The following is a 26,623-nucleotide window of genomic DNA, read 5'->3' as shown; positions in this document are numbered from 1 at the left end:
TGGGCGACACTGTTCCCGCCATTCGAGCTGAGGTGGCAGGGGCCTGGTCCCTGCCACCTCCCTGCCCGAAATGTCGCGCCTGCACAGCTTTATGCAGCGGTCCTTGAATATCCCCGAAGTACAGCTAAGGTGAGGGCGTGAGCTTTACGGACTTTCCCGACCCTCAGCGCGCGTGGGCGTATCGTCCGGCCTCTCCCCTGGTGGGTGCGGCGGGCGGGCCGCTCTCCGGGCTGACCTTCAGCGTCAAGGACCTGTACGGCGTTCCCGGCTGGCCGCTGCGGGCCAGCACGCGCGCCCCCGTTCCCGACCCTGGCGAGAGCGTCCTCGTGCGGCGGCTGCTCGACCTCGGTGCCTCGGCGGTGGGCAAGACGCACCTGCACGAGATTGCGCTGGGCATCACGGGCATGAACGGCTTCGGCGGCACGGCGAATCCCTTCGACCTCGCCCGGATGTCCGGCGGCAGCAGCAGCGGTGCGGCGGTGAGCGTGGCACTCGGGCAGGTGAACTTCGCGTTGGGAACGGACACGGGCGGCTCCATCCGCGTTCCGGCGGCGTGGTGCGGCGTGGTCGGGTACAAGCCGACGAAGGACCACCCGGCGTGGAGCACGGAGGGTGTGCTGCCCCTCTCGTGGACGTGCGACCACGCGGGGCCGCTTGCACAGGACGTGCGGACGGTGGTACGTGTTCACGAGGCGCTGACCGGGCGGGAGGTCGCGCAGCAGGACTGGGCGGGCGTAAGGGTCGGCCTGTGGTTGCCGGATGGCTGGGTGGACGACGGGGTGAGGCGGGCGGTGCGGGCCTTCGCCGCGCGGCTGGAAGGTCTGGGCGCACTTGTGGAGGTGGTTCACCTCCCCGAAGTCCTCGACGCCTACTCCCCCATCGTGTTGAGCGAGGCGGCGCGAGTTCACGCCGAAGCCTTGCAACAGGACGACCCCGGCTTCACCCCCTTTACGCTGGGGCTGTTGCGGCAGGGACAGGCGTTGACGGCGGAGAAAATGGAGGAGGCGTTCGAGCGGCGGAACGTCTACCGTACCCAGCTCGACCACCTGTTCGACCGCTGCGACGTGCTCCTCGCCCCCGCCGTGCCCACCCCGCCGCCCCTCATCGGGCAGGACGAGGTGGAGATCGGGGAGGGCCGCACCCTCCTGCGCCGCGCCGTCCTGCGCCTCACCGCTCCGTTCAGCCTGCTTGGTGCGCCGACCGTCGCCCTCCCCACCTCCACCCCCTTCGTCGGCGTGCAACTCGTGGCCCGGCACGGGGAGGACAACCGATTGCTGGGGCTGGCGCTCGCGTTGGAGGGCTAGGATGGGGGGCATGATCCGGGCGCGGGCGTTTCTGCTGGGGCTGCTGTCCCTCCTCTCCGTCGCGTCGGCCCAGACGCCGCAGACCCAGACGCTCCAATGGGGTGCTTTGACCGTGAGCGTCACCCCGCGTCCACCGGGCGGCTCCGACACTGAGGCGCGAGCCGTCATCAGCAACAGGAGCCGGACCCTCCTCACCGTGAAGGGGTGGGCCGTGGAGGCGGTGTTGCGTTCCATACGTCCCGGCGGCCAGCCCGAACTCGTGCTGAGCGCCTACTCGGGCGGCGCACACTGCTGCACGACCCTCTATGTCTTCACGCAGGACACGGGCCGGGTGGAGAACCTCGCCGTCTTCGAGGCGGGGGACGACCCGGGCCGCTGGGCCGACCTGAACGGCGACGGCACCCAGGAACTCGTCTGGGGCAGCAACACCCTCGCCTACTACGACTGGTCCTTCGCCGCGAGTCCCTTCCCGGTGACTGTTCTCGGCTGGGACGGCGTGCGCCTCGCCGACCGCACGCGCGCCTTCGCCTACGTGCCGGGGCAGCGGGCAGCGCGGGAGCTGCGGGAGGTGCTGAGCGGCCTCGACGCGGGCGAGGGCACGGACGACCTCAAGCCCCGCCTCGCCGGGTACTTCGCAAATATGGTGCTGGCGGGCCGGGGCGCGGAGGCCGAGGGGGTATTGAACACGCAGGTCTTTCCCCGCTCCCCCGGTCTGCGCACGTGGTTCACCACCCACCGCACGGGCCTCGTGAACGCCACCTATGCCCAGCCGGAGGGCCGCGTGCGGGCCGTGAACAGCGCCGTCTATCCGCTCAAGGAGCCGGGGCAGCCCTGAAGTGTGCCGTGTCAGACACGCTTCATGAGTCCGGCTTAGCCTCCGGCATGTCCTCCAGAACGTGGTCCCGTCTCCTGCCCGCCGCCCTGCTCCTGCCCACCCTGACGGGCTGCGCCTTCGGGGCGTACCTGAATCCGAGTACGTCGCTGGAACGCGCCCTGAACGGGACCTACGAGGGCATCGGCGTGGGGGGCACGGGCCGGGTGCCCTACCGCCTCGTGCTGAGCGTGCAGGAGCGCGAGGGGCGGGCGAGCGGCGTCATGACCAATCTGGAGAGCCGCAAGGCCTACGCCGTGAGCGGCAAGTTCCAGCGCGGGGAGAACGGCGGCGGGATCGACGTGGGCCTCTTCGAGGAGGGCAACAAGTACCGGGGCACCCTGCGCGGCCAGATCACGGGGACGAAGTTCAGCGGCGTCCTGCGAACCGTGCTGCTCGGGCGCGAGCTGCTGGGGTACAACGTGACGCTCGACAAGCAGACGGGGGAGTACGTTCCGCCCCCGGCGGCGGCCACGCCTGCTCCGGCTCCCGTGACGCCCGTTCCCACCCCCCCCTGAGTTCCAGGTCCTGAGTCCCTCCCGCCCCAACCCCACCCATGAGCGCCCTGCCAACTGGGGATGAAGTGAATCCGGCTGGCGTGGGCCGGGAGGGACGCCGACAATCGGGGACGGGGTGGCGACATGCCTGTGACGCGCTTTCTCGACCGCCGGGACGCGGGGCGACAACTCGCTCAGCGACTTCTCGTAGCGGGGGAATGGCCGGACGCGACGGTCCTCGCCCTGCCACGTGGCGGGGTGCCGGTGGCCGCCGAGATCGCGGACGCGCTGGGTGCCCCCCTCGACGTGTTCCTCGTCCGCAAGCTCGGCCTGCCCGCCTACGAGGAGGTGGCGATGGGGGCCATCGCGTCGGGTGGCGTACGGGTCCTCAACGAGGAGGTCGTGCGTCTGGGCCGCGTGACGCCGGAGGAATTGGAGGCGGTCGAAAGGCGCGAACGGGCGGAACTGAAGCGCCGCGAGCGGGCCTACCGGGAGGGCAGCACTCCCGCCCCCATCACGGGTCACACGGTCATTCTTGTAGACGACGGGCTGGCGACCGGGGCCACAATGCGGACGGCCCTCCTCGCGCTGCGGCCCCTCTCCCCCACCCGCGTGGTCGTCGCCGTGCCCGTCGCTCCATCCGAGGTCTGCGAGACGCTCGACGCCGACGGGGTGGTCTGCCTCCTCACCCCGCCGGACTTCCACGCGGTCGGCCAGTTCTACGAGAACTTCCACCAGACGACCGACGAGGAGGTGCGGGAACTGCTCGCCCGCGCCGCCCCACCCCAGGAGTGACCCCATGACGACCTCCGACCTGACCCAGGCCCTCCGCGATGCTTCTTTTCCCCTGACTGGAGCCTCCGACGACTACGACGGGCTGCTGGAACGCATCGGCGACGCGCGCTTCGTCCTCATCGGTGAGGCGTCGCACGGCACGCACGAGTTCTACCGGGAGCGGGCGCGGCTGACGCGGCGGCTGATCGAGGCGCGCGGCTTCACGGCGGTCGCGGTGGAGGCCGACTGGCCCGACGCCTACCGGGTGAACCGCTACGTGCGCGGGCAGGGCGAGGACGCCGACGCCCTGGAGGCGCTGGGCGACTTCCAGCGGTTCCCCAAGTGGATGTGGCGCAACGAGGACGTGCGGCAGTTCGTGGACTGGCTGCGGGGGCACAACGAGCGCCATCCGGGGGCGGGGGCGGGCTTCTACGGGCTGGACCTCTACAGCCTGCACCGCTCCACTCGGGAGGTCATTGAATATTTGGAGGCGGTGGACCCCGAGGCGGCGGGCCGGGCGAAGAAACGGTACTCGTGCTTCGAGCAGTTCGGGGAGAATCCGCAGGCGTACGGCTACGCCACCGAGTATGGGCGCAAGGAACCCTGCGAGGACGCCGCCGTCGCGCAACTCCTCGAACTCCAGCGCCGGGAGGCCGAACTGGCGCGCGGGCCGCTCGCGGAGGACGAACACTTCTTCGCCGAGCAGAACGCCCGCCTCGCCAAGAACGCCGAGAGCTACTACCGCGCGATGTTCCGGGGCCGCGACGAGTCGTGGAATATCCGTGACACCCACATGTTCGAGACGCTGGAGGCGCTGGTGGACCACGGCGAATCACAGGGCCGCCCGCAGAAGATCGTCGTCTGGGCGCACAACTCCCACCTCGGCGACGCCCGCGCGAGCGAGATGGGCTGGCGGCGGGGCGAACTCAACCTCGGGCAACTGACGCGCGAACACTGGCCGGACGACACGTTCATCGTCGGCCTCAGCACCCATCACGGCACTGTGACCGCCTCCGATGACTGGGACGAACCCGCCCGCACCAAGCGCGTGCGCCCCGGCCTCTCGGGCAGTTTGGAGGAGATGCTGCATGACGTTGGGGGCGATTTTTGGCTCGACCTCCGTGCGGGGAACGCGGCGACCGACGATCTCCGCGACGAGGAGCGGTTGCAACGCTTCATCGGCGTGATCTACCGCCCCGACACCGAGCGCCAGAGCCACTACGTCCACACCCGCCCCGGCGAGATGTACGACGCCCTGCTCCACTTCGACGAGACGAGCGCGTTGATGCCGCTGGACGCAACTTCGGGGGTGGAGGACGAGGGCGAGGTGCCGGACACGTTCCCGGTGGGAGAATAGAAGGTCTCAGCTCACGTCACTGGGGCCAGGGCTTGCTAATCACGAAACGCCCGCATTTGTCCTCGCGGATGAAGGAAAAGCCCTTCGCAGAACCAATGAAATCCTCTCGTTCCAGCACCATCACATCGTCCCGTGAGAAACCGCAAGAAGGACGGGGATGGATGTCATAGACGTATAGCCTCAATCCCTTACCGCCCGCCTTGAAAATGCCAATCTCCGGTCTGGAGGCCCAATCATCAGAACTAACATTCAGAGGCATGAAGACGAGACGCTGCTTGTCCTCGTAGAGAGATTCCATCTCTGTTACAAGCACCTTCGTCCTGGTACGTAGGTCGAAGAGGTAGGTCATGGTGTAGGTCAACGCCCCACTGTTGGTGGCCCGAAGCATGAGATAGCGTCCGAAGACCAGCTTCGTCTCTGGAGAATCCCCCTCATAGCGGTGGTGCCACGTTCGCATGTTGACGCTGATCGTTACGACCGAGTTGTTGCAATTTACCCGGACGCCCTGCGGCAGGGTATAGCCGCACGAGACGAAACCCGGAGAGGCGGCCAGCCCCCACGAGGGGAGGGACAACCCACAGAGCGTCAGCCACATCTTCCCGAAGCTGCAGTTCATGGCCGAAGTCTACGGCCCTACCCCCCCCGCGCCTCCACCTCCGCCTGCTTCGCGCCCCAGGCTTCCATCCGCGCCTCCAACTGCACTTCGAGGTCGTGGGCGGCCCGGCCCAGCGTGGCGAAATCGGCGTCCGGTGGGGCGGAGGCTAGCGCGGCCTGTGCGTCCATCAAATCTGCCTCCAGCCGCGCAATGTCCGCCTCGATGGCCTCCACTTCGCGCTTGAGGTGCCACAGGCCCTTGCCCCTCGGCGCGGTGGGCCTGGGCGCGGGCTTGACCTCCGCCGGGGCCTCCGCCTGCGCCGGGCGGTGCCTGGCCTTGTAGTCGGCCCAGCCGGGATACTCGTAGAAGTGCCCGTCCTCGATCAGCCAGATGCGGTCGGCCAGCCCCTCGATGAAGGCGCGGTCGTGGCTCACCATGACGAGGGTGCCCGCGTAGGCGGTCAGCGCGTCCTCCAGCCCCTCCACCATCTCCATGTCGAGGTGGTTCGTCGGCTCGTCGAGCACGAGGAGGTTGTGGTCCTCCTGCGCGAGCTTGAGCAGCGCCAGCCGCGCCCGCTCGCCGCCGGAGAGGATGGCCGCCCGCTTGTCGTGCTGGTCGTAGGGAAACATGAACGTGCCGAGGAGGTCGTGCGCCTCCGGGTCCTTCTGGACGTACTCGCGCGCCACGTCGTACAGGGTCTGCGAGGGGTCCACGCCGCGCAACGCCTGATCGTAGTAACCGACGGAGACGCGGGCACCCGTCAGGACGTGGGCACGGGGATCGTCCGCCCGGTCCAATCCGAGCAGGACGCGCAGTAGCGTCGTCTTCCCCGCCCCGTTGCGCCCGATGATCGCCACGCGGTCGCCCCGGCGCAGTTGGACGTTCACGCCCGCGAAGAGGGTCCGGCCCGCGACGCGGCGGGTCACGTGCCGGGCGTCGAGGACCACGTCCCCGCTTGGGGGCGCGTGGAAGGTGATGCGAGTGGTGCGCTCCTCGGCGGGCGGGGCGGCGGTGGCGCGGGCCTGCATCCGGTCCACGCGCGCCTGCATGGCCTTCGCGCGGCGGGCGAGCTTGCTCATGCCCAGACCCCAAATCTTCATCCGGTCGGCGCTGGCCTGAAGCGTGGCGATCTGTTTGGCGTCCTGCGCCGCCTGCGCCGCCTGCCGTTCCAGATCGGCAGCCAGCGTTTCGCGGAAGGTCGTGTAGCCGCCGGGATAGACCTTCAGCCCACCGCCCCGCAGGTACGCCGTCTCGCGCGTCACGGCGTCGAGGAAGGCGCGGTCGTGGCTGATGGCGAGGACCGCGCCGGGGTAGCGGCCCAGGAAGGTCTCCAGCCACTCCACCATCACGATGTCGAGGTGGTTCGTCGGCTCATCCAGCAGGAGAACGTCCGGGTTCTCCACGAGGAGGGCGGCGAGACCCAGGCGGGTACGCTCGCCGCCGGAGAGGGCGGAGGCGGGTTCCTGTTCGCGCCCCCGGAACCCGAAGGCGAGGGTCACGGCCTCGCGGCGGCTGCGGCGCTCGTACCCGCCCCGGCGGGCGTAGTGTTCCAGCAATTCCTCGTGGTGCAGCACGCTTTCCGGGGTGCCGTCCGCCATCGCCGCCGCCGCCCGCTCCAGCTCGGCCTCCAGCGCGTCGAGGTCGTGGAAGGCGGCCTCCAGCACCGCCTCCACGGTCGCCCCCTCGGGGAAGGTGGGGTCCTGCGTCAGCGCCCGTACGCGCACGCCGGGAGCGCGGCGCACCGTTCCGCCGTCGGGGGAAAGTTCACCCGTGAGCAGCTTGAGGAGAGTACTTTTTCCCGCCCCGTTGCGCCCCACCAGCCCCACCCGGTCGCCCGGCTGCACGGCGAAACTCACCCCCGCCAACACGGTCAGGGGGCCGTACTCCTTGGAGGCGTCCACGGCGGCGACAAGCACGCGGGGCAGTATAGGGGCTGGGGGGAAGGTCGCCAGTCGCCAGGGACCGGTCGCCAGAGAGGGCAGGAAGACCCGCCGCCTTTGCTTTTCGCCCCTCCCCTTGAGGGGGGAGGCTGGGACTGGCACAGCTCCGCAGGAGAGGGGGTGAAGCGGGCACGGCGTCCAAAGGCCAGTCGGAAGGTCAAGGCTCCCGCTAGACGGTCGGGCCGCCCACACGCCCCCTCACCCCAGCCCTCTCCCACGAGGGGAGAGGGAGCAAAACAGACTATTTGGTGGGACTTGCGTTCAACTCAACATCCTCATTCCCGAGAATGTGCCTTCCCGAACGAAGCCGAAAATCCGACAAAAGCTTCTCAATGAATCCTTTAGACTGTGCGTCGTGAGAAGAATGGCCGTCTGGATGGGCGTCTGCGTCCTGCTTGCCGGGGGCGTGACGCGGGCGGCCCCTCCCAGTTCCCAGGGGGGAGCGCCCCTGCGGGTGCAGTATCTGACGGGCCGCGCCGAACTGCTCGGGGAGGGCAACGTGTGGCGGGCGGCGAGCGGCACGCCCACCGTCGCGCTGGGGCTGCGGGTGGGCACGGGCCGGGCGCGCGTGGCGAGCACGGGCGGCAAGTACGCGGGCAGCGTGCTGCTGGCGAGCGCGTCGCGGCTGGGGGTGTTGCGCGACGAGGCGAACTTGCTGGAGGGCAACTTCCTGCTGGAGGGGCCGGTGGCCGTTCACGTGCGGGGCAAGCATCTGGTGATGGACCGGGCGGGGCGGGCACGGGTGGACCTGCGGGGCGACGTGACCCGCCGCGTCGCCGTGACGAGCGGCAGCCTGCGGGTGGCCCTGGGCGGGCGCGCCGTCACCGTGGGCGAGGGGCAGCAACTCGACCTGGCCTCTGGGTCGGTCTCGGCCTTCCGGGAGGAGGACCCGTGGTACGCCGCGCAGTTCACCGGGGTCGGTGAGGCCACCGTTCAGGCCCTGCGCGGGACGGTGCGGGTGACGCGCGGGGCGGAGATCAGGCCCGCCGCCGTGCGCGACCGCCTCAATCCCGGCGAGCGCCTCACCACCGGGGAGGGGTCGTGGGCGGAGGTGGAGTTCACGGGGGGCGGCTACCTGCGGCTCCAGTCGCACAGCGAGCTGAGCGTCACGGGGGCCGAGGGGACCGGGCGGGGCCGCGAGGTCACGTTGCAGCTCTCACGTGGCAGCGCCTGGAACGTGGTTCCGGGCAGTCCGGGCACGCCCGGCGGCCTCCAGCTCAGCACCCCGGTCGTCAGCACCGCCGCGCGCGGAACGGTCTTCCGGGTGGACGCGGGTGGGCGCGTCAAGGTACTGGACGAGGCGGTGGCCGGTCCCAGCCAGAGCACGGCGGCGGACGCGGAGGCACCGCGTCCCCTCACCCTGACCCTCGACCCGGTGCGGGGCCGCGTGCGGGACCTCACCCTCTCGGCGCGCAGCCTGCCCGACGCGCGGGTGACGGCCACCGTCGCGGGCCGCCGCCTCTCCCTCACGCGGGAGGGCGACCGCTTCCGGCTGGGGCGGCTGGACCCCCCGCTCCCCGAGGGCACCTACACCGTGCGGGTGAGCGCCCAGCGGCGGGGCGAGGCGGCGACCCGCTGGCAGACGGTGGTGATCGACCGCACGCCGCCCGCCCTGAGCGCCCTGCGCGCCGAGCGGGTGGGCCGCTCCCTGACGGTGACGGGCACGGTGCGTGACGACGGCCCCGTGACGCTGACGACGCGGCTGGGCGACCAGACCTTCACCCGGCGGGTACAGGGGAACTTCCGGTGGCTGCTGCCCGCGCCGGGCACGCCGCCCCGGATCGTGGCGCGCGACGAGGCGGGGAACGAGAGCTATGCCAACCTCCCCTGAGCAGTCGCTGGCGCGCTACACCATTCCGGTGGCCGCCGTGCTGGGCCTGAGCCTCGCCCTGCTCGCGCCGAGAAACGACCGCCTGTGGGACGCCGTGAACCGGGCGCTTCCCACCCCGCCCGACGCCCGCGTGGTCGTGGTCGGCATCGACGACGCCTCGCTGGGCGACTACGGGCAGCTCTCCGGCTGGCCGCCCGAGTTGTACGGTCAGGCGCTGCGGACGCTGACGGAGGCGGGGGCGCGGGCCGTGGGGCTGGACGTGCTCCTGAGCGACCTCGGCAGCTCCGGCGTCGCGCTCGCGGGCCTGTTCTCGCGGCCCAACGTGGTCCTCGCCACCGCGCCCGGCGAGACGGGCACCCTGCCCCCCGGCTGGACTTCCCCCACCGGCGTGAGCGCCCTGAACCTCGGGCCGGGCGGGGTCGTGCGCTCCTTTCAGACGGCGTACCGCACCCAGGACAATCGGCTGGAACCCAGCTTCGCCCGGCAGGTCGCGGTGGCGGCGGGCGAACCGGCCCCGCTCGACACGGTGCCCCGTCCGCTGCGTGCCGTCGCGGTGGGTGCGGCGGGCACGTCGGTCCTCCCCTTCCGGGACGTGGTGAACGGCAACGTGCGCTTCGCCGACCTGCAAGGCCGGGTGGTCCTGATCGGCCTGACCGCCTCCGGGCTGGCGGGTCCGGCACTCAGCGACGTGCGCGGGAGTGAGGTGCCCGGCGTGCTGCTTCAGGCGCGGGCGGTCTCCAGCCTGCTCGGCCCGCCCTTCCGCCCCCTGCCGACATGGCTCACGGCGCTGCTGTGCGTCGGGGCCGCCGTGGGCGCGGTGCTGGCGCGCGGGCTGTGGGGCTTCGGCCTCGCGCTCGCCACGCTGGGCCTCGCCGTGCCGCTGTGGCTGGTGAACGTGCTGTTTCCGGGCGTCACCGTCTCCGTCGCCGCCATCCTGGGCACCGCCCTCGTCGCGCTGGAGCGGTGGTGGAACCTGCGCCACCTCGGCACGCGCGACCCCTTGACGGGTCTGGGCAACCGCCTCGCCTTTACCCGCGCCGTGGAACACCGCTGGCCGGGGCGTGAGGGAAGGCCCGTGGGGCTGCTCCTCGTGGACCTCAGCGGCTTTCGCAAGGTCAACGACGTGTATGGCCGCGCCGCCGGGGACGAGCTGCTGCGCGACCTCGCCTCCCGCATCGGCTCGCAGGGACGGCGGGGGGATGTCCTCTTCCGCTGGGGACCCGACGAGTTCGCCGTTCTGCTCGACAACACCGACGAGGACGACCTTGCCCGCCTCAGCGACTCGGTGCGCGACTCGCTCGACGCCCTCACCTACCGCGACGTGCCTCTCTCCGTCAGCTTCGGGGCCGCCACCACCGACTCGGACATCCGCACGCCCGAGGAACTGATCGAGGCCGCCAGCCGCAACCGCTACCGGATGAAGTATCAGCGGGAGCAGGGAGAGTAGGGAAGCTATCAGCAATCAGCCCTCAGCCGTCAGCAGAAGACGGAGAAAGCAACAGCCGCCAGCATCTCGCTGACGGCTAACCGCTGACGGCTGACCGCTCCTCCCCTACCTCCCCGCCAGCCCCTGCCAGATGCCCGGATTCGCCACCCACCCGTACCACAGGTTCGGCAGGATGCCCAGCACGGTCACGCCGACGACGCCGAGGGCGACCGTGAGGGTGGTGGGCGTGCGCTCACCGTGGGGGTACTCGCGCGCCGGGGTGCGGTCGGGCATGAACATCAGCATGCCGGGGCGCAGGTAGTAGACGAGCGCGGCGACGCTGGTAAGGGCCGCGAGGACGGACAGCCACACGTACCCGTTCTGGAAAGCCGCCTGAAACGCGAGGTACTTGCCGAAGAAGCCCGCGAAGGGCGGCAGCCCCGCCAGCGACGCGAGGCACACCGCGAGCGCGGCGGCGTAGGCCGGGTGGCGGTAGTACAGGCCGCGCAGGTCGGTGATGGTCATGCCCTCCTCACTGCGTTGCAGGGCGGCCACGATGGCGAGGGCGGCGGCGGTCATCAGCGTGTAGACGAGGAGGTAGTAGCCCAGCGCCGCGCCCCCCACCTCCGGCGTGCCGAGCAGCGCCATCGCCAGAAAGCCCGTGTGGGCCACCGCAGAGTAAGCGAGCATCCGCTTGAAGTTGGGCTGGAACAGGGCGGCGGCGTTCCCCACGATCAGGGTCGCGGCGGTGAGAACCTGGAGGGTGGACGCCCAGCCCGGCGCGGAGGCGAGCGCCCCGCCGAACACGCGCAGCATCCCCGCGAAGGCCGCGACCTTGACCACCGTGCTCAGGAAGAGGCTCACGCTCGTCGGTGCGCCCGTGTACACGTCCGGCGTCCACTGGTGGAACGGCGCGAGCGCCACCTTGAACCCGAAACCCGCGAGCAGCAGCAGCGCCCCGCCAACGAGGATGCCGACGTTCGCCGGGGTCAGCCCGCCCGCCCGCTCGGCGATCACCGCGTAACTCAGGCTTCCCGTCGCCCCATACACGAAGGCGATGCCGTAGATCAGGATGGCGCTCCCCACCGCGCCGAGGAGGAAGTATTTCAGGCCCGACTCCTCCGCCCGGCGCGAGTCTTGCAGGGTGGCGAGCACGTAGCTGGCGAGGCTCATGATCTCCAGCCCTATGAGCATGGTGATGAGGTCGCCGGAAAAGGCGATGAGCAGCGTGCCCGTGATCGCGTACATGAGCATGGCGTCGAACTCCGGGAAGCTCACACGGGCGCGGTAGGCCGTGTCGAGGCTCACGAGCAGGGTCATGATGCTGCCGACGAGGATGGTCAGGCCGAGGAGCAGGGCGGCGTTATCCGCTTGGAGGGAGCCGCCGAACGCGGTGGCCCCGCTGTTCCACAGGGTCGCCATGCTCACGCCGCTGAGAACGAGGAGCACGAGGTTGATGATCGTCAGCGCCCGCCGGGGCAGGTGGAAGCCGAGGACGGTACTCGACACCGCCCCCGCGAGCACGATCAGGATGGGCAGCATGGGCGCGAGGGCCACGTCGGGAACTTGCAGCATCTACTGGCCCCCCAGACCGGAGAGAACCCCGCGCACGGCGGGTTGAATGAGCCGCAGGGCGGGTGCGGAGTACACCCCGAAGAACACGGCCACGGCGAGCGGCAGCGCGAGCACCAGCCACTCGGTCCCCCGCACGTCCCATGCGCGCACCGCGCCGAGGGGACGGCCCTGCCAGAAGGTCGTCTGGAAGGCGGTCAGCGCGTAGGCGGCGGCGGCGATGGTGGACAGGCCCGCCACGAGGGTGATCCACGGCTGCACCTGATATGCCCCCAGCAGCACGCTGAATTCCCCGATAAAGCCCGCCAGCCCCGGCACCGCGATGGAGGCGAACCACAGCGCCATCGTCAGCCCGCCGAGCGCCCCCGCCTGCGTCATCACGCCGCCGACGCGGGTGCTGAGGCTGCCGATGCGCTCCTGCAACATCCCCACCGAGAGGAACAGCGCCCCCGTATACACGTTCTGGAAGGCGAGCAGGTACATCGCCCCGATGGTCGCCGTCTCGTTCAGGCTGAACACGCCGAGGCCCACGAAGCCCATGTGCGAGAGGCCCGCGTAGGCGAGCAGCCGTTTCCAATCGGTCTGCCGGAAGGCGATCCACGCCGCGTACAGGGCGGTGAAGGCGGCGAGGCCCATCAGGAGCGGGCGAAGTTGTTCAGACGCGTCGGGAAACAGCGGGATGCCGAACTGGAAGATGCCGTACCCGCCTACCTTATACAGGGTGCCCATCACGTCGGGCACGCCGCTGTCGTGGTTCTGCTCGTGGAAGTCGGGGAGCCAGGCGTGCATGGGCCACAGCGGCAGCTTGACCGCCATCGCCGCGAGAAAGCCGAGGTACAGCCACGTCTGCGCCGCGCCCGTCACCGGATTTCGCACGAGGTCGGCCAGCGCGAAGGTCGGGCTGCCGCCGTAATACTTCACGCCGATGATGGAGAGCAGCATCAGCAGGCTGCCGAACAGCGTGTAGGCCGCGAACTTGACGAGCGCCCGCATCCGGTTCGGCTTGCCGTAGATGGCGAGCATCATCAGCGCGGGGAGCAGCGCGTCCTCGAAGAAGACGTAGAACAGCACGAGGTCCTGCGCGGCGAAGATGCCGATGAGGCCCGTCTCCATCGCCAGCACCAGCGAGAGCATCGTCCCCGGATTGTCCACCCGCCGCGCCGCGTACAACACGGCGACGAAGGACATGAAGGCCGTCACGAGCGCGAGCGCGAGGCTCACGCCCTCCAGCGCCACCGAGTACGTGATGCCGAGCGCGGGCACCCACGGGACGCTGAACAGCTCCGAGCCGCCGCCCCGCCAGATCAGCAACCCCAGCCCCAGCGTGAGGGCCGCGACGAAGCCCGCGACCTCCTCGCGCCAGCGCCGGGGCACCGCGAAGAGGAGCAGGCTGCCCAGGAGGGGCAGGAAGATCATGAGGTGGATCATGGTTGCGCTCCGGGAGTTGGGGGATGAGGGGTCGAGGGGTCAAGGGGTCGAGGGGTCGAGAGGAGCACGGGAAGTCCCTCGACGCCTCGACTTCTCGACTTCTCGACTCCCAACGGTCCCCCCCTCACGCCCCACTTCCAATCGTCTTCAGCGCCCAGTACCCCAGAATCAGCGCCGTCCCCAGCAGCATGGACACCGCGTAGGCGCGCACGAAGCCGCTCTGCCAGCGGGTGAAGAGTCCACCCGGCGCGGCGCTGTTGCGCGCGATACCGCCCAGAGTACTGTCCACGCCCCGGTCCACCACGTCCAGACCCTCGGCGATGGCGCGGCTGGGAGCGCCGATCAGCCCGTCGTACACGCGGTCCAGATACAGGGCGTTCGTGCTGACGCGGCCCAGCGGCCCGTCGGCCAGCACCCGGCGGCGGTGTTCGGCAAAGGCCCACAGCAGCCCACCCACCCCGGCGGCGACGGCAAGCGCGGTGAGCAGCCATTCCGTCGCCACGGGAATCTCGTGAACCTCCACCGGGATTGCGCGGCCCAGGTAGTCGTCGAAGGCGTGCCCGCCGCCCAGGAAGGTCGGCACGTTCAGGAATCCGGCGAGCGTGGCGAGCGCGGCGAGGATGCCCAGCGGCACCTTGATCAGCGTGTCGGCCTCGTGTGGGTGCGCGACGTGGCCCCGGTACTCGCCGCGCCACACCAGGAAGTACCAGCGCCCCATGTAAAAGGCGGTCAGCAGCGCCACCCCCAGCCCGACCACGTACAGCAGAGGGTCGGCCTCGAAGGCGGCGGCCAGAATCGCGTCCTTCGAGAAAAAGCCGCTCCAGATCGGGATTCCCGCGATGGCGAGGACCCCGACGAGCGACATGATGTGCGTGAAGGGCATGAACTTTCGCATCCCGCCCATCGCCCGCACGTCCTGTTCCTCGTGGAGCGCGTGGATGACCGCGCCCGCCGAGAGGAAGAGCAGCGCCTTGAAGAAGGCGTGCGTGAGCAGGTGGAATACGCCCGCCGAGTAGGCGTGCAGCCCGACCGCCATGAACATGTATCCCAGTTGCGAGACGGTGGAGTAGGCCAGAATCTTCTTGATGTCATGCTGGTTGAGCGCCGACAATGCCCCATACAGTGCCGTCAGACCTCCGACCCACGCGACCCAGGTGGACGCCACAGGCGCGAGGTCATACAGGAAGTGGCTGCGCGCGATGAGGTACACGCCCGCCGTGACCATCGTGGCCGCGTGGATGAGGGCCGAGACGGGGGTGGGACCCGCCATAGCGTCCGGGAGCCAGGTGGTGAGGGGAAGCTGGCCGCTCTTGCCCACCGCGCCGACAAGGAGGAGGAGGCAGGCCAGCTCGATTCCGGCCACCGCCACGCGCACGCCCTCCGCTCGCTCGGCGAGTTCGGGGATGACGAGCGTGCCGTACAGCTTGTAGATCACGAACATCCCGAACATGAAGCCCAGGTCCCCGATGCGGTTCATGATGAACGCCTTGCGGGCGGCGTTGGAATTGGCGACGCCCTCGCGGTCGCTGGCCTCGCGCACCTCCTGCCCCGACGCCTCCGAGTTGCGGCCCGAGTACCAGAAGCCGATCAGGAGGTAGGACGCCATCCCCACGCCCTCCCAGCCCACGAACATCAGCGGGTAGGAGTCGGCGAGGACGAGAATCAGCATCATCGCCACGAAGAAGTTCAGGAACGCGAAGAAGCGCGCGAACTGGCGGTCGTGGCCCATGTAGCTGATGGAATAGACGTGGATCAGGAAGCCCACGCCCGTGATGATGAGGGCCATCAGCGCCGAGAGCTGGTCGTACCAGAAGCCGACGCTCAGGTTGGCGTTCAGCGCCATGTTGGGCAGCCACGCCCACAGCACCTCGCGGGCGGGTTCGTCCCCCTGCCCGAGATAGCGCAGCACGGCGACGACGAAGCTCGCCAGCACCGTCCCGGAGGCGAGCCAGCCCGCCGCCTTTCCCGGAAAGAGGCGCGGCAGGCAGATCAGGAGCACGAAGCCGATCAGGGGAAAGAGGGGCAGCAGATACAGGGGCACGCTTCCCACTCAGCCTTTCAGCCCGGCGAGCGTGTCCACGTTGGTCGTCTCACGCTTGCGGAAGATGGCGACGATGATGGCGAGGCCGATGGCGACCTCGGCGGCGGCGAGCGTCATGACGATGAACACGGCGGTCTGCCCGGTGAGGTCCCCCCACGACCGCGCGAAGGCGACGAGCGCGAGGTTGGCCGCGTTCAGCATCAGCTCGACGCTCAGGAAGACCATGATCGCCGTCCGCCGCGTCAGCACCCCGATCATCCCGATGGCGAACAGCAGCCCGGAGAGGGCGATGTAGTAGCCCGTGGGAGCCATCAGACGCGCCCCCGTTCCGACGACAGGACGACCGTTTCGCGCGCCTCGACCGGAGGTTCCGTCGGACCGGGCAACACCACACGCTCCCTCTCCGGCGTGCCGTCCGGCTGTGACGCGGGCCGCTGCACCAGGGCCACCGCCCCCACAATCGCCACGAGGAGCAGGATGCTCACCGCCTCGAAGGGCAGCAGGAAGCGGGTCAGCAGCACCTCGCCCACGGGTCCGGCCCCGCCGCCGCGCAGATTCGGCACACTCTCCGCCAGGGGCCGCGCGTCCCGGTACGTGAAGGCGAGGACCGCGAACGCCCCCGCCAGAATCACCCCGCCGATGCCCGCCAGCTCCCGCACGAACGGCACCGGGTCGCGCCCCGTGATGGGCTGATTCGCGTTGAGCAGCATGATCACGAACAGGAACAGCACCATGATCGCGCCCGCGTACACGATCACCTGAGTCGCCGCCAGGAAGGACGCATTCAGGCTGGCGAACAGTCCCGCCACACTGAGAAGCGTGCCCACGAGACCGAGCGAGGCGTGAACCGCATTCTTCGCCGCGACGGTGATGATCGCGCCGACCAGGGCGAGGGGGGCGAGGAGGAGGAAGGCGATCATGGGCGCACCTGCGGGGTGGGTCTGGAGGTCGAGGAGTCGAGGAGTCGAGGAGTCGAGGACATGGGGCGTCTCTTCTCGACCTCTCGACGCCTCGACCCCTTGACGATCCGGCACTTTGCCTTCTGCCTCATCGCGGGTACTCCACCCCCTCCAGTTCCGGCCTTGCCCCCTCCGGCACCTTGAAGCCGAGGCGGACGGGCTTGGCCTTGCGCTCTGCCTCGCGGCGCTGGGGCAGCGAGCCGTCCACGCCCACGATCATGTCCTCCTTGCCGTACACGAGGTCGCGGTAACGGTAGTCGGCCATCTCGAACTCGTTGCCGAGGACCACCGCACCCGTCGGACACGCCTCCTCGCACATGCCGCAGAAGATGCAGCGGAGCATGTTGATCTCGTAGACCTTCGCGTACCGCTCGCCGGGGCTGGTCGGGTTCACGGGGTCGTTCTCGGCGGCCTCCACGTAGATCGCGTAGGCGGGGCAGGCGGCGGCGCACAGCGAACAGCCGATGCACTTCTCCAGGCCCAGTTCTCCGGGGCGCTGGCCGGGGTGCCGGGTCAAGACGTGCCGACCGCGAAAGCGGGGCTGGATGGTCGCCCGCTGCTCGGGGTAGCTCACCGTCACCGGCTTCTGAAAGAGCTTCCCGAGCGTGACGCCCATGCCCTTGGCGATTTCAAGAACGCCCATGTGTGCCTCCAAGAGATGAGCTTCCAGCCGCCAGCGACCAGCCACCGGCAGGCAGAAGCAAAAGCTTGTTTTTGCTGGTCGCTGGAAGCTGGCTGCTGGCCGCCCAGAACGAGAACAGCGTGTTATGACCGTGACTACCGCTCATCAGTCGCCCCCCACCGGACGGGTATTGGGGAGGGAGTCGCCCTCGCGCCGGACCGTGGGCGTGTTCCACAACACGCGCACGCGGTCGCTCATGGCGAGGAGAAGGAGCAGGCCACCGAGGCTGAGGAGGCCGAGCAGCCACAACCCCGTCCCACGCGCGAAGGCGAGGTACGCCGCCGTCATCACCGTGTTGGCGAGGGCGACGGGCAGGAGCAGCTTCCAGCCGAAGCGCATCAACTGGTCGTAGCGCAAGCGGGGCAGCGTGGCGCGCACCCAGATGAACAGGAAGAGGAAAAAGGCGATCTTGATGACCAGCCATAGAATCGGCAGGTCCGCGATGCCGGGGATGATCCCGTTCAGGAAGCCCGGCCCCCGGTAGCCGCCGAAGAACAGGGTCGCCATGACCGCCGACGCGGTGATCATGTTAACGTACTCGGCCATCTGGAAGAGCGCCCACTTGATCGCGCTGTACTCGGTCAGATATCCCGCCACGATCTCCTGCTCCGCTTCCGGCAGGTCGAAGGGCGTGCGGTTCGTCTCCGCGAAGGAGGAGATGAGGAAGAGGGCGAAGGCGAGCGACTGAAAGAGGATCATCCACCCGTTCGCCGCCTGCCACTGCACGATGCCGAGGAAGGACGTGCTGCCCACCAGCATCAGCAGGCCCAGGATGCTCAGGCCCATGCCGAGTTCGTAGGAGATCAGTTGTGCGCTCGACCGCAGGCCGCCGAGGATCGGGTACTTGGACCCCGACGCCCAGCCGCCGAGGAAGATGCCGTAGACGCCCATGCTCGTGATCGCCAGCAGCGCCAGCACGCCCGCGTCGAGGTTGTACACCCACGGGTCGGCCCCGAAGAGGCTTCCGGCGGGTCCGGCGGGAATGCCCCCGAAGGCGGTCAGCGCCATGCCGATGGCGACGATGGGCGCGAGCGTGTACACCAGCTTGTCGGCCAGCGTCACCGTCACATCCTCCTTGAAGATGCTCTTGATCGCGTCTGCGAGGGGCTGAAGGAGACCCATCGGCCCCACCCGGTTCGGCCCCAGGCGAATCTGCATCCGCGCGAGGAGTCGCCGCTCCACCAGCGTCATGTAAGCGAAGGTGGTCAGGAGGGCGAGGGCGAGGGCGACGCCCTTAAGAAGCGTAATGAGGAGTTGGATGAGCCAGTCGGGCATCAGTCATCGCCTCCCGGCTGGACTGTGGAGCGGGAGGCCATCGGCAACTCCAGGCGTGGGTCCACGGTCAGGTGGCTCGGGTTCGAGCTGGGATTGGGCTTCGGCACCATGCGCTCGGTCCATAGGTTCGGCTTGTGGGCGCGTCCGGTCGGTGCCTCGTAACGCTGGCCGAGGGGCTGGATCACTCCACTTTCGGGCAGGTTCTCCACGTTCACGCCGAGGCGGTCACGGAGCAACGCCTGAGCCGACTTCAACCCGCGAATCTTCGTGCGAACACCTAGCGCCTCCGCGAGTGTGGCGAGCGTCCGGGTCAGGTCGGCGGCCTCACCCGCGCTCAGGGCCGACTGCCGCAGGGGGAGGAGACGACCTTCGAGATTCACGGTCGTCCCGCGCTTCTCGTAGTTCGTGACGGCGGGCAGCACTACGTCCGCCAGCCGCGCCGTCCCCGTCAGGTGCGTGTCGTGAACGACCGTGAAGCCGCGCGCCCGCGTGCCGGGGTCGAGGCGGGAGATGAAGGCAGCGGGAGCATCGGACAGCCGCGCGTACCCGAGGCCACCCATCTGAGGCACGAGGTTCAGGTGCGCGAGGCCCTTGCTGTTCGGCCCGGCAGGAATCGCCAGCACCTTCGCGCCCGTCCGCATGGCGAGGTCGCCAATCTGAGTGGCGAAGGCACCGGACGGACTGTTCAGCACGTCCGCCCCCAGAATGACCACGGGCCGCTCGGCATCCGTCATCAGCTTCAGGACCGCCCGCGTCTCGCTCATCCTGGCCTGGAGGAGGGCACCGAGGAGGTCTCCCCCGTCGTCCACCTTGACTCGGATTCCGGCGTGGGCCGCAAGTCTGGAATCCGGCCCGATCACGGCCAGCCGCTCGGGCTTGCGGGCGGGGCGTTCGACCAAGCGCAAATCTGCGATGGCGGTGCCGTGCGGGAACTCGGGGGGAATGATGCCGCCGCGCAACGCCTCCAGCACGCGGAGTTCGAGCACCGGGGCCTCCTCGCCAAGATCGGCACCGAGAATCACGATGGCGTCGGCGGTCGCCACGTCCGTCAGCGTCGCGGCGGGCGCGTTCACGCCAGCCGGGTAGCGGGGCCAGTGGTCCACCGAGCGGGTGCCGAGCATGGCGGCGAGGGCTTCGAGCGCCACACCCTCCTCTAGCGTGCTGTCCGACCCCAGGTACAGGCCGAGGTCGGCGGGGTTCACACTGGAGAAACCCTGACGCATGGCGGCAATCGCGTCGTCCCACGTCGCCTCGCGCAGCTCGCCGTTCACGCGGACGAGGGGCTGGGTCAGCCTCCCCTCCGACGCGAAGCCGTGCCCGAAGCGCCCCGCGTCGCAAATCCACGCCTCGTTCACCTCGCGGTTCTCGCCCGCCACGATGCGCTCCAGCCGACCGTTGCGCGCGTCCACGGTGATCGAGCAGCCGACCGGGCAGAGGGTGCAGGTCGTCGGCGTATGGTCGTACTCCCAGTTGCGGCCCCGGAAGCGGGCCACGTTGTCGAGCAAGGCCCCCACCGGGCAGATGTCGGCGATGTTGCCCTGGAAGCCCGTGGGCAGCCCGCCCTCCTCGGTGTCGATGAAGGTGTGCCCGCCGCGCTCGATGAAGTCCAGCACCTCCTGCCCCGGCACCTCCTCGAAGTAGCGCACGCAGCGTTTGCAGTGGATGCACCGCTCCTGGTCGAGAATGATGAAGTCGGAGAGCGGGTAGTGCTTGTCGGCGTGGCGGCGGTCGAAGCCGAAGCGGCTCGCCCCGTAGCCGTACTCGAAGGCACGGTCCTGAAGGCTGCACGCGCCGCCCTTGTCGCAGGTCGGGCAGTCGAGGGGGTGGTTCAGGAGGGTGAATTCCATCATCCCCGCCTGCGACTTCGCCACGACCTCGGAGGTCGCCGCCGTGCGGATGTGCATCCCCTCCGTGGCCTGCATCGTGCAGGCGGCCATCGGCTTGGGGAACCAGAAGATTTTGGGTTTGGCGGCGTCGCCCTCGCCCTCCATCACGAACGTCCCGTCCGGGTTCTTGCGCGGGCTGCCCGACTCGATCAGGCACATCCGGCACGCCCCGACGGGCGAGAGGTACGGCTGCGCGCAGAAATACGGCACGTCCCGCCCGGCGGCGAACACGGCGTCGATGGCGCTGGTGCCCGCCGGGAGGTCGAGTTCGTGGCCGTCAACGGTGATTTTCAAGGGGAACCTCCCACACGTTCGTAGATCAATTCAGGCCACGGGTCTTCTTGCCTGACCGCTTCGATGACCTGTTCAAAAGCCGCCATCTCTTGAGGAAAACGCCTGAACGACTCGTCGGCGTTCAACCAGCGAATAGTCAGCGGACGTTCGACCATGCCTGTCAGGGCATCCCACAAGGCACTAAGGTTCGCGCCGTAGAAGGGCGGCAAGTCGGCTTGACGGGCAAACTCACGATGTACGTCCTGAATGGACCACAGATCATATCCGTTCAACTCGATCACCAGACCCACCTCAACTGTCCCTCCACCGCTTCCGCGCCCCGTACATCGGCTGCCCGGTCTGCGCCAGCACGTCGTACTCCTCGCGGAAGAGCTTGATGGAACTCAGCACCGGGCCGAGGCAGGCGTCGGCCAGCGCGCAGAAGCTCCGCCCGCCGATGTTGTCGCTCATGTCGAGGATGAGTTGCACGTCGTTGGGCTGGCCGTGCCCACGCACGAGCTTCTCGTACATGCGGGTCATCCAACTGGAGATGCCCTCGCGGCAGGGCGTGCATTTGCCGCAGGACTCGTGGGCGTAGAAGCGCACGAGGTTCCACGTCGCATTCACGATGCAGTCGGCCTGCGGGATCAGGGTGACGCCACCCGTGCCGAGCATGGACCCGGCGGCGGCAATGCTCTCGTAGTCCATCGGGGTGTCGAGCGTCCCCTCGTTCCACAGCAGCATCGGGCAGGAGGACCCGCCGGGAATGACCGCCTTGATGGGTTCGAGCGGGCCGCCCGCCCAGTCGTAGATCAGCTCGCGGAAGGTGGTGCCCAGCGGCAACTCGTACACGCCGGGGCGCGCGACGGGGCCGGAGACCTGAAAGAGCTTCATGCCCCTCGACTTCTCGGTGCCCATGCCCGCGTGCCAGTCGGCCCCGAACTTGAGAATCTGGGTCGCCGCGCAGAAGGTCTCGACGTTGTTGATCGTCGTCGGCAGGCCGTACAGCCCGGCGGCAGCGGGAAAGGGCGGCTTGAGGCGCGGGTTGGCGCGCAGGCCCTCCAGCGAGTTCATCAGCGCCGTCTCCTCGCCGCAGATGTACGCCCCGGCCCCCCGGTGCAGGTGCAGGTCGAAGTCGAAGCCGCTGCCCAGGATGTTCTTGCCGAGCAGCCCCGCCGCGCGAGCTTCTTCGATGGCGGCCTGGACGCGCTCGGCGGCGTGGATGTACTCCCCGCGAATGTAGATGTAGCCGATGGAGGCGCGCATAGCGTATCCGCCGATCAGCATTCCCTCAATGAGCTGGTGCGGGTCCTCCGACAGCAGGTAGCGGTCCTTGAAGCTGCCCGGCTCGGACTCGTCGGCGTTGCAGATGATGTAGTGCTGCTTGCCGTCCTTGAGGGGCATGAAGGACCACTTCAGGCCGGTGGCGAAGCCTGCCCCGCCGCGACCGCGCAGGCCGGACTTCTTCACCTCGTCGATGACGGCATCCGGTCCCATTGCGAACGCGCGCTTGATCCCCTCGTAGCCGCCGTGCTGCCGGTAATAGTCGAGCGTCCAGCTTTCCTTCTGCCCGACGTGCGCGTAGAGGGTGGGGGCGAAGCGGGGGTCTCTGCCGCTCGTGATGGGTTTGGGGGCGGGTTCGGCAACGGTCATCGCTCACCTCCGAGCGGGGCGAGGTCGTGGATGCTGGCCCCGACGCGCTCGCCCTTCGCCGTCATCTGCCGCCCGTCCTCGCGCACGGTGACGGGCACGGGATTGTCGGGTGGGGGCGGCGTGTCCGCGCGCATCGCCGCGAGCAGGCGGTCGCACTTGGAGCGGGTCACGTTCTCGTAGTAGCCCTCGTCGCCCACCTGCACGACGGGCGCGGTGCCGCAACTGCCCAGGCACTCCACCTTCTGCACGCTGAAGCGCCCGTCCGCCGTGACCTCGCCCGGCTGCACGTCCAGTTCGGAGACGAGGTGATCCCACAGCTCGTCGCTTCCCGCCAGCGCGCACATCAGCGTCGAGCAGACCTGGAGGTGGTACTTGCCGGTCGGCACCGTGTGGTACGTCGAATAGAAGCTCATCACGCTCCGCACCTCGGTCGCCGTCGTGCCGCACAGCGCGGCGATCTCCGCCATGTGCGTCTCCGACACGTACCCGAAGGCGTTCTGCACCTCGCGCAACAGCGGCATCAGCGCCGAGCGCCGCCCTTGTGGAGAGGCCGGGTAGCGGCTGAAGATGTCGGCGACGAGGGGTTGTTTGTCTGCGAAATACGGCAAAGCTATCCTCCCAGACCTCGAAGTAACCGGATGTACTTGGCTGCCACCATAGCGGGGGCAAGGAATAACGCGCAGATCAGTGCGGTGGTGCCGTCCACGCCCACTCCTCTTTGGAAGAGGTCAAATACGAGCAGGAGGACCACAGCAGCGGTCAGGATCATGCCCGTCACCAAACCCCAGCGCAGGGAGGCGGCCATTCGGGGCGTGAGCGATGTCTGCGCCCCCTGAGCAAACCGCAGCAGCACGGCGAGGAGCGAGAGGCAGGCAAGTATGCCCAGCGTTCCGGCCAGGAACATCAGCGCAGCCCAGCCCCAGCCCTTCAGCGGCACTTGCCCCAACACTACGAAGCTGCCGACCACGACTGCGGCGGAATAGCACAGGAGCACCACCCCAGGCACGCCCCCCAGCAGGAGATCAGGGATCAAATCACGCCTCATGTCCAAACCCGTGACACTGAGGTGGCTCACCTATCCACATCCCCCAGCACCGGGTCAATCGTCGCCAGAATCGTGATCAGGTCGGCGAACTGGCCGCCCACGCAGGCGTATTCCAACGCTTGCAGGTTCACGAAGCTCGGCGCGCGAATCTTCACCCGGTAGGGCATCGAGCCGCCATCCGAGACGATGTAGTAGCCGACCTCGCCGCGCGCCGTTTCGACCGGCACGTACACCTCGCCGACCGGGGGGTGGAAACCTTCGGTCACGAGCTTGAAGTGGTGAATGACCGCCTCCATGCTCGTCTCCAGCTCTTGCCGGGGCGGAAGGCTGATCTTGCGATTAGGGTCCTTGACGGGACCGGGCGTGAGGCGCTTGAGGGCCTGCCGCACGATCTTCGCGCTCTCGCGGAACTCCATCAGCCGAAGCTGGAAGCGGGCGAGGCTGTCCCCGGCGTTGCTCGTGGGCACGTTGAAGTCGTAGGTCTCGTAGCCGCAGTACGGGTTCGCCTTGCGGTGGTCGAGGGCCACGCCGGAGGCGCGGAGATTCGGCCCGGTCAGCCCGAGGTCAATCGCCACGTCGCGCGGAATGACGCCCACACCCTTTGCCCGGTCGAGGAAGATCGGGTTCTGTGCGAACAGCGTCTCGTACTCGTCCACGCCCTTCTCGAAGGTCTCTAGGAACGCGGAGACGCGGGCAGGCCAGTCGTCGGGAATGTCGCGGCTCAGGCCACCTACCCGGAAGTAGCCCTGGTTCATCCGGTAGCCGCACACCGACTCGAACAGGTCCTGAAGCGCCTCCTTCTCCCGGAAGGCGTAGAAGAAGGGCGTCAGCGCCCCGAGGTCGAGCATCCCCGTTCCCACGAAGACGAGGTGCGAGTGGATGCGCCCCAGCTCGTGCAGGATCACGCGAACGGTGGTCGCCCGCTCGGGAACCTCGGCCTGGAGCAGCTTCTCCACGCTCAGCACGTAGGCCAGCTCGTGCCCGAAGCAGTGGAGGTAGTCGGTGCGCGGCGCGTAGGTCACGCCCTGCTGGTAGGTGCGGTGCTCGAAGGTCTTCTCGAAGCCGGTGTGCAGGTAGCCCATGTGCGGCGTGACCTTGACCACGTACTCGCCGTCCATATCCACCACCAGCCGCAGAACGCCGTGCGTGGAGGGATGCTGCGGCCCCACGTTCAGGCTCATGACCTCGGTATGGAGGAGCGCGCCCGTCTGCCCCTGCAACCGCTCGGCGCTGACCGACTCCTGGTGGTCGGGCGTCATCTGGGTGCGGGGGAGGGTGCCGGAGTTCACGTCGCGGTCCTTGATGGTCATGAGGGACCTCCTTCGAGGGGTCGAGGGGTCGAGAGGTCGAGAGGTCGAGGGATTCTAGACTTCCCGACTCCTCGACTCCTCGACAGCGTGCCCGCGCACCTCATTTCGGTCCTCCATCCGGCATCACGGGAGGCAGGCGGTCCTCACCCTGGCCGCGCCGCAACTCGCCCCGGTAGCCGCTCAGGCCCGTACTCTGCCCGGTCAGGCCCGCGCGGAAGGCACCGGGGTCGAGAAAGCGCCCCTCACGGAACAGGGTGGGCGACTCGCCGAGCGGAAAATCCTTGCGGAGCGGGTGGCCTTCCAAGTCGTCCGGTGTCAGCACCTTGCGGAGGTCGGGGTGGTCCATGAACTCCACGCCCATCAGGTCGTACACCTCGCGCTCCAGATAATTCGCGGCCTTCCAGACGGGGTAGAGGCTGTCGAGCGGCTCGCCCTCGCTCACCCACACGCGCAGGAAGAGGCGGCGGTGGTCCTCCGGGTGGTAGACGTTGTGCAGCACGGCAAAGCGGGCGGGCCTGCGCTCCGGGTAGGCGCTGTAATCGATGCCCACCGTGTCCATGAGCATGAAGCCGCGTTCCTTGAGTCGGGCCGCGACCTCACGCAGCCGCTCGGCGGGGACTATGGCGGTCGGCTCGGCGGCGTCATCCTCCGTCAACCCGAGTTCGGAGATGAGGGCGGTCACGTCCCGAGGGTCGCTCTGAACCGTTCCCGTCGTCACGACCATCTGCTCGCCCGTCATCGTGTCCACGCCTCCACCATCGGGAGCTGGTTGCCGAGCTGATCGAACGCCTCGCCGCGCACCTTCTTCTGAAGCTGCATGACGGCGTAGATCAGCGCCTCCGGGCGGGGCGGGCAGCCGGGCACGTAGATGTCCACGGGCACCACGCTGTCCACGTTCTGCACGATGGCGTAGTTGTTGAACATGCCGCCGCTGCTCGCGCACGCGCCCATGCTGATGACCCACTTGGGGTCGGGCATCTGGTCGTAGACCCGCCGCATGATCGGGGCCATCTTCTTGCTCAGCCGCCCGGCCACAATCATCACGTCGGCTTGCCGGGGCGAGGCGCGGAAGACCTCCGACCCGAAGCGCGCGAGGTCGTTGCGCCCGTCCGTGCTGCTCATCATCTCGATGGCACAGCAGGCCAGGCCGAAGGTTGCGGGCCACATGCTGTTGCTCCGCCCCCACGCGACGAGCTTTTCGAGGCTTGAGAAGAGGATGCCTTCGGACTCCAGTTCCTGCCAGTCGCGGTCGAAAAGTTCTTTCAGCGCCATGTGCAAGCCTCCGGCTTGGGTCGAACGGTCAAACCGTCGAACGGTCTAAAAGCAAAAGCTCCCAACTCCGTTAGACGGTCAGACTTTTTGACGGTTAGACAACGCTCAGCGTTCACGCCCACTCCAACACGCCCTTCTTGAGGATGTAGTAGTAGCCCACGAGCAGTAGGCCCACGAACGTGATGGCCTCCCAGAAGGCGAAGGGCACGAGCTTCTGATAGGCGACGGCCAGCGGGTAGAAGAACGCCGTCTCGATATCGAAGACGATGAACAGCATGGCGACGAGGTAGAAGTGGACGGGGAAGCGCTGGCCCGTGCCCACGCCGCCGCCCTCCGGGTCATTGCCGCTCTCGTAGGCCATCAGCTTGGTGCGGCTGGCCTTTTTCGGCCCCAGCAGGGCGCTCACCACCACCGCCAGCACCCCGATGCCAATGGCGATCAGCAGCATGATCACGAAATTCGCGTACTCGATGGGAAGCTCCCTTCCGCCCCAACCTCTTCCCGTCACACACTCGTGAAAAAACGCACGAGCAAGATGAAAAAAAGAGAGGGCTTGACTGAACACGACGAGAGGAGGGCCTGTGGTACGTCCCCAGTTTTATCACGGCAGCGCCCGGTCCGCGACGCGCGAA

Annotated in this window: 25 protein-coding genes; 7 read left to right on the top strand and 18 right to left on the bottom strand. The window is 68.6% G+C overall.

What is annotated here, in order from left to right; all coding sequences use genetic code 11:
* The first annotated feature begins 137 nt into the window (after positions 1–137).
* The 5 genes from V3W47_RS10290 (at position 138) to V3W47_RS10270 (ending at position 4,803) form a co-directional block, all read left to right on the top strand.
* Positions 138–1,304, top strand: a complete 1,167-nt coding sequence (locus V3W47_RS10290) for an amidase (protein ID WP_331825113.1) — start codon at positions 138–140, stop codon at positions 1,302–1,304.
* A 1-nt stretch (position 1,305) separates the two neighbouring features.
* Positions 1,306–2,139 (top strand): hypothetical protein, encoded by an 834-nt coding sequence (locus tag V3W47_RS10285; RefSeq protein WP_331825112.1) that lies wholly within the window; start codon positions 1,306–1,308, stop codon positions 2,137–2,139.
* Between the two features lie 47 nt (positions 2,140–2,186).
* Positions 2,187–2,693 carry a hypothetical protein gene (locus tag V3W47_RS10280; RefSeq protein WP_331825111.1) on the top strand — a complete coding sequence of 169 codons (507 nt, stop codon included), beginning with the start codon at positions 2,187–2,189 and terminating at the stop codon, positions 2,691–2,693.
* Between the two features lie 123 nt (positions 2,694–2,816).
* Positions 2,817–3,467 carry a phosphoribosyltransferase gene (locus V3W47_RS10275; RefSeq protein ID WP_331825110.1) on the top strand — a complete coding sequence of 217 codons (651 nt, stop codon included), beginning with the start codon at positions 2,817–2,819 and terminating at the stop codon, positions 3,465–3,467.
* A 4-nt stretch (positions 3,468–3,471) separates the two neighbouring features.
* Positions 3,472–4,803: an erythromycin esterase family protein gene (locus V3W47_RS10270; protein ID WP_331825109.1), complete on the top strand. Its 1,332-nt coding sequence runs from the start codon at positions 3,472–3,474 to the stop codon at positions 4,801–4,803.
* 16 nt (positions 4,804–4,819) lie between these two features.
* On the opposite strand, the gene V3W47_RS10265 is transcribed toward V3W47_RS10270, so the two are convergent.
* Both V3W47_RS10265 and abc-f read right to left on the bottom strand, forming a co-directional pair.
* The gene (locus V3W47_RS10265; RefSeq protein ID WP_331825108.1) at positions 4,820–5,419 is read right to left on the bottom strand and encodes a hypothetical protein; all 600 of its coding nucleotides are present in this window, start codon (positions 5,417–5,419) and stop codon (positions 4,820–4,822) included.
* A gap of 17 nt (positions 5,420–5,436) precedes the next feature.
* Complete coding sequence (gene abc-f / locus V3W47_RS10260) at positions 5,437–7,314, bottom strand: ribosomal protection-like ABC-F family protein (protein ID WP_331825107.1); 1,878 nt, start codon at positions 7,312–7,314, stop codon at positions 5,437–5,439.
* A 388-nt stretch (positions 7,315–7,702) separates the two neighbouring features.
* Between abc-f and V3W47_RS10255 the strand changes: the two genes are divergently transcribed.
* Together V3W47_RS10255 and V3W47_RS10250 are read left to right on the top strand one after the other, a co-directional pair.
* A complete protein-coding gene (locus V3W47_RS10255) occupies positions 7,703–9,169 on the top strand; it encodes a FecR domain-containing protein (protein ID WP_331825123.1) in 1,467 nt (488 codons plus the stop codon).
* Positions 9,153–10,616: a sensor domain-containing diguanylate cyclase gene (locus tag V3W47_RS10250; RefSeq protein ID WP_331825106.1), complete on the top strand. Its 1,464-nt coding sequence runs from the start codon at positions 9,153–9,155 to the stop codon at positions 10,614–10,616. The genes V3W47_RS10255 and V3W47_RS10250 overlap by 17 nt, the downstream gene beginning before the upstream one ends.
* A 105-nt stretch (positions 10,617–10,721) precedes the next feature.
* Here V3W47_RS10250 and V3W47_RS10245 read toward each other — a convergent pair whose 3' ends face one another.
* From V3W47_RS10245 to V3W47_RS10170, 16 genes are all read right to left on the bottom strand, one after another.
* Positions 10,722–12,170, bottom strand: coding sequence for an NADH-quinone oxidoreductase subunit N (locus V3W47_RS10245; protein ID WP_331825105.1), 1,449 nt, complete (start codon positions 12,168–12,170; stop codon positions 10,722–10,724).
* On the bottom strand, positions 12,171–13,595 hold the full coding sequence (locus tag V3W47_RS10240) for an NADH-quinone oxidoreductase subunit M (RefSeq protein ID WP_331825104.1): 1,425 nt from the start codon (positions 13,593–13,595) through the stop codon (positions 12,171–12,173).
* Between the two features lie 124 nt (positions 13,596–13,719).
* Positions 13,720–15,636 carry an NADH-quinone oxidoreductase subunit L gene (nuoL, locus tag V3W47_RS10235; RefSeq protein ID WP_331825103.1) on the bottom strand — a complete coding sequence of 639 codons (1,917 nt, stop codon included), beginning with the start codon at positions 15,634–15,636 and terminating at the stop codon, positions 13,720–13,722.
* Between the two features lie 9 nt (positions 15,637–15,645).
* Positions 15,646–15,948: an NADH-quinone oxidoreductase subunit NuoK gene (gene nuoK, locus V3W47_RS10230; RefSeq protein ID WP_331825102.1), complete on the bottom strand. Its 303-nt coding sequence runs from the start codon at positions 15,946–15,948 to the stop codon at positions 15,646–15,648.
* Positions 15,948–16,556, bottom strand: a complete 609-nt coding sequence (locus tag V3W47_RS10225; RefSeq protein ID WP_331825122.1) for an NADH-quinone oxidoreductase subunit J family protein — start codon at positions 16,554–16,556, stop codon at positions 15,948–15,950. Before V3W47_RS10225 ends, nuoK begins: the two co-directional genes overlap by 1 nt.
* A gap of 127 nt (positions 16,557–16,683) precedes the next feature.
* Positions 16,684–17,238: an NADH-quinone oxidoreductase subunit NuoI gene (gene nuoI, locus V3W47_RS10220; RefSeq protein WP_331825101.1), complete on the bottom strand. Its 555-nt coding sequence runs from the start codon at positions 17,236–17,238 to the stop codon at positions 16,684–16,686.
* A 144-nt stretch (positions 17,239–17,382) separates the two neighbouring features.
* Positions 17,383–18,552, bottom strand: coding sequence for an NADH-quinone oxidoreductase subunit NuoH (gene nuoH / locus V3W47_RS10215; RefSeq protein WP_331825100.1), 1,170 nt, complete (start codon positions 18,550–18,552; stop codon positions 17,383–17,385).
* Positions 18,552–20,732: an NADH-quinone oxidoreductase subunit NuoG gene (gene nuoG / locus V3W47_RS10210; RefSeq protein ID WP_331825099.1), complete on the bottom strand. Its 2,181-nt coding sequence runs from the start codon at positions 20,730–20,732 to the stop codon at positions 18,552–18,554. Before nuoG ends, nuoH begins: the two co-directional genes overlap by 1 nt.
* On the bottom strand, positions 20,729–21,013 hold the full coding sequence (locus V3W47_RS10205) for a barstar family protein (protein ID WP_331825098.1): 285 nt from the start codon (positions 21,011–21,013) through the stop codon (positions 20,729–20,731). Before V3W47_RS10205 ends, nuoG begins: the two co-directional genes overlap by 4 nt.
* Positions 21,014–21,023: 10 nt before the next feature.
* Positions 21,024–22,364: an NADH-quinone oxidoreductase subunit NuoF gene (nuoF, locus tag V3W47_RS10200; protein ID WP_331825097.1), complete on the bottom strand. Its 1,341-nt coding sequence runs from the start codon at positions 22,362–22,364 to the stop codon at positions 21,024–21,026.
* A complete protein-coding gene (nuoE, locus tag V3W47_RS10195) occupies positions 22,361–22,972 on the bottom strand; it encodes an NADH-quinone oxidoreductase subunit NuoE (protein ID WP_331825096.1) in 612 nt (203 codons plus the stop codon). Before nuoE ends, nuoF begins: the two co-directional genes overlap by 4 nt.
* A gap of 2 nt (positions 22,973–22,974) precedes the next feature.
* Positions 22,975–23,397, bottom strand: a complete 423-nt coding sequence (locus V3W47_RS10190; RefSeq protein ID WP_331825095.1) for a hypothetical protein — start codon at positions 23,395–23,397, stop codon at positions 22,975–22,977.
* 38 nt (positions 23,398–23,435) lie between these two features.
* Positions 23,436–24,668, bottom strand: coding sequence for an NADH dehydrogenase (quinone) subunit D (nuoD, locus tag V3W47_RS10185; RefSeq protein ID WP_331825121.1), 1,233 nt, complete (start codon positions 24,666–24,668; stop codon positions 23,436–23,438).
* A 151-nt stretch (positions 24,669–24,819) separates the two neighbouring features.
* Positions 24,820–25,458, bottom strand: coding sequence for an NADH-quinone oxidoreductase subunit C (locus V3W47_RS10180; protein WP_331825120.1), 639 nt, complete (start codon positions 25,456–25,458; stop codon positions 24,820–24,822).
* Positions 25,455–25,991, bottom strand: coding sequence for a NuoB/complex I 20 kDa subunit family protein (locus V3W47_RS10175; RefSeq protein ID WP_331825094.1), 537 nt, complete (start codon positions 25,989–25,991; stop codon positions 25,455–25,457). Before V3W47_RS10175 ends, V3W47_RS10180 begins: the two co-directional genes overlap by 4 nt.
* A 112-nt stretch (positions 25,992–26,103) precedes the next feature.
* Positions 26,104–26,499, bottom strand: coding sequence for an NADH-quinone oxidoreductase subunit A (locus V3W47_RS10170; RefSeq protein ID WP_442877216.1), 396 nt, complete (start codon positions 26,497–26,499; stop codon positions 26,104–26,106).
* Positions 26,500–26,623: the final 124 nt, after the last annotated feature.

Source organism: Deinococcus sp. YIM 134068, from assembly GCF_036543075.1.
Classification (GTDB): domain Bacteria; phylum Deinococcota; class Deinococci; order Deinococcales; family Deinococcaceae; genus Deinococcus; species Deinococcus lichenicola.
Note: the sequence above shows the minus strand (reverse complement) of the source record. Positions and strands in the feature narration are given on the sequence as shown.

What these genes read in the sequence shown, in the direction of transcription:
- V3W47_RS10265 (WP_331825108.1), bottom strand. Translation starts at nt 5,419, where the DNA reads ATGAACTGCAGCTTCGGGAAGATGTGGCTGACGCTCTGTGGGTTGTCC.
- nuoF (WP_331825097.1), bottom strand. Translation starts at nt 22,364, where the DNA reads ATGACCGTTGCCGAACCCGCCCCCAAACCCATCACGAGCGGCAGAGAC.
- V3W47_RS10280 (WP_331825111.1), top strand. Translation starts at nt 2,187, where the DNA reads ATGTCCTCCAGAACGTGGTCCCGTCTCCTGCCCGCCGCCCTGCTCCTG.
- nuoH (WP_331825100.1), bottom strand. Translation starts at nt 18,552, where the DNA reads ATGCCCGACTGGCTCATCCAACTCCTCATTACGCTTCTTAAGGGCGTC.
- V3W47_RS10240 (WP_331825104.1), bottom strand. Translation starts at nt 13,595, where the DNA reads ATGATCCACCTCATGATCTTCCTGCCCCTCCTGGGCAGCCTGCTCCTC.
- V3W47_RS10275 (WP_331825110.1), top strand. Translation starts at nt 2,817, where the DNA reads ATGCCTGTGACGCGCTTTCTCGACCGCCGGGACGCGGGGCGACAACTC.
- V3W47_RS10255 (WP_331825123.1), top strand. Translation starts at nt 7,703, where the DNA reads ATGGCCGTCTGGATGGGCGTCTGCGTCCTGCTTGCCGGGGGCGTGACG.
- nuoI (WP_331825101.1), bottom strand. Translation starts at nt 17,238, where the DNA reads ATGGGCGTTCTTGAAATCGCCAAGGGCATGGGCGTCACGCTCGGGAAG.
- V3W47_RS10245 (WP_331825105.1), bottom strand. Translation starts at nt 12,170, where the DNA reads ATGCTGCAAGTTCCCGACGTGGCCCTCGCGCCCATGCTGCCCATCCTG.
- V3W47_RS10180 (WP_331825120.1), bottom strand. Translation starts at nt 25,458, where the DNA reads ATGACGGGCGAGCAGATGGTCGTGACGACGGGAACGGTTCAGAGCGAC.
- V3W47_RS10225 (WP_331825122.1), bottom strand. Translation starts at nt 16,556, where the DNA reads ATGATCGCCTTCCTCCTCCTCGCCCCCCTCGCCCTGGTCGGCGCGATC.
- V3W47_RS10285 (WP_331825112.1), top strand. Translation starts at nt 1,306, where the DNA reads ATGGGGGGCATGATCCGGGCGCGGGCGTTTCTGCTGGGGCTGCTGTCC.
- V3W47_RS10270 (WP_331825109.1), top strand. Translation starts at nt 3,472, where the DNA reads ATGACGACCTCCGACCTGACCCAGGCCCTCCGCGATGCTTCTTTTCCC.
- V3W47_RS10175 (WP_331825094.1), bottom strand. Translation starts at nt 25,991, where the DNA reads ATGGCGCTGAAAGAACTTTTCGACCGCGACTGGCAGGAACTGGAGTCC.
- nuoD (WP_331825121.1), bottom strand. Translation starts at nt 24,668, where the DNA reads ATGACGCCCGACCACCAGGAGTCGGTCAGCGCCGAGCGGTTGCAGGGG.
- V3W47_RS10250 (WP_331825106.1), top strand. Translation starts at nt 9,153, where the DNA reads ATGCCAACCTCCCCTGAGCAGTCGCTGGCGCGCTACACCATTCCGGTG.
- nuoK (WP_331825102.1), bottom strand. Translation starts at nt 15,948, where the DNA reads ATGGCTCCCACGGGCTACTACATCGCCCTCTCCGGGCTGCTGTTCGCC.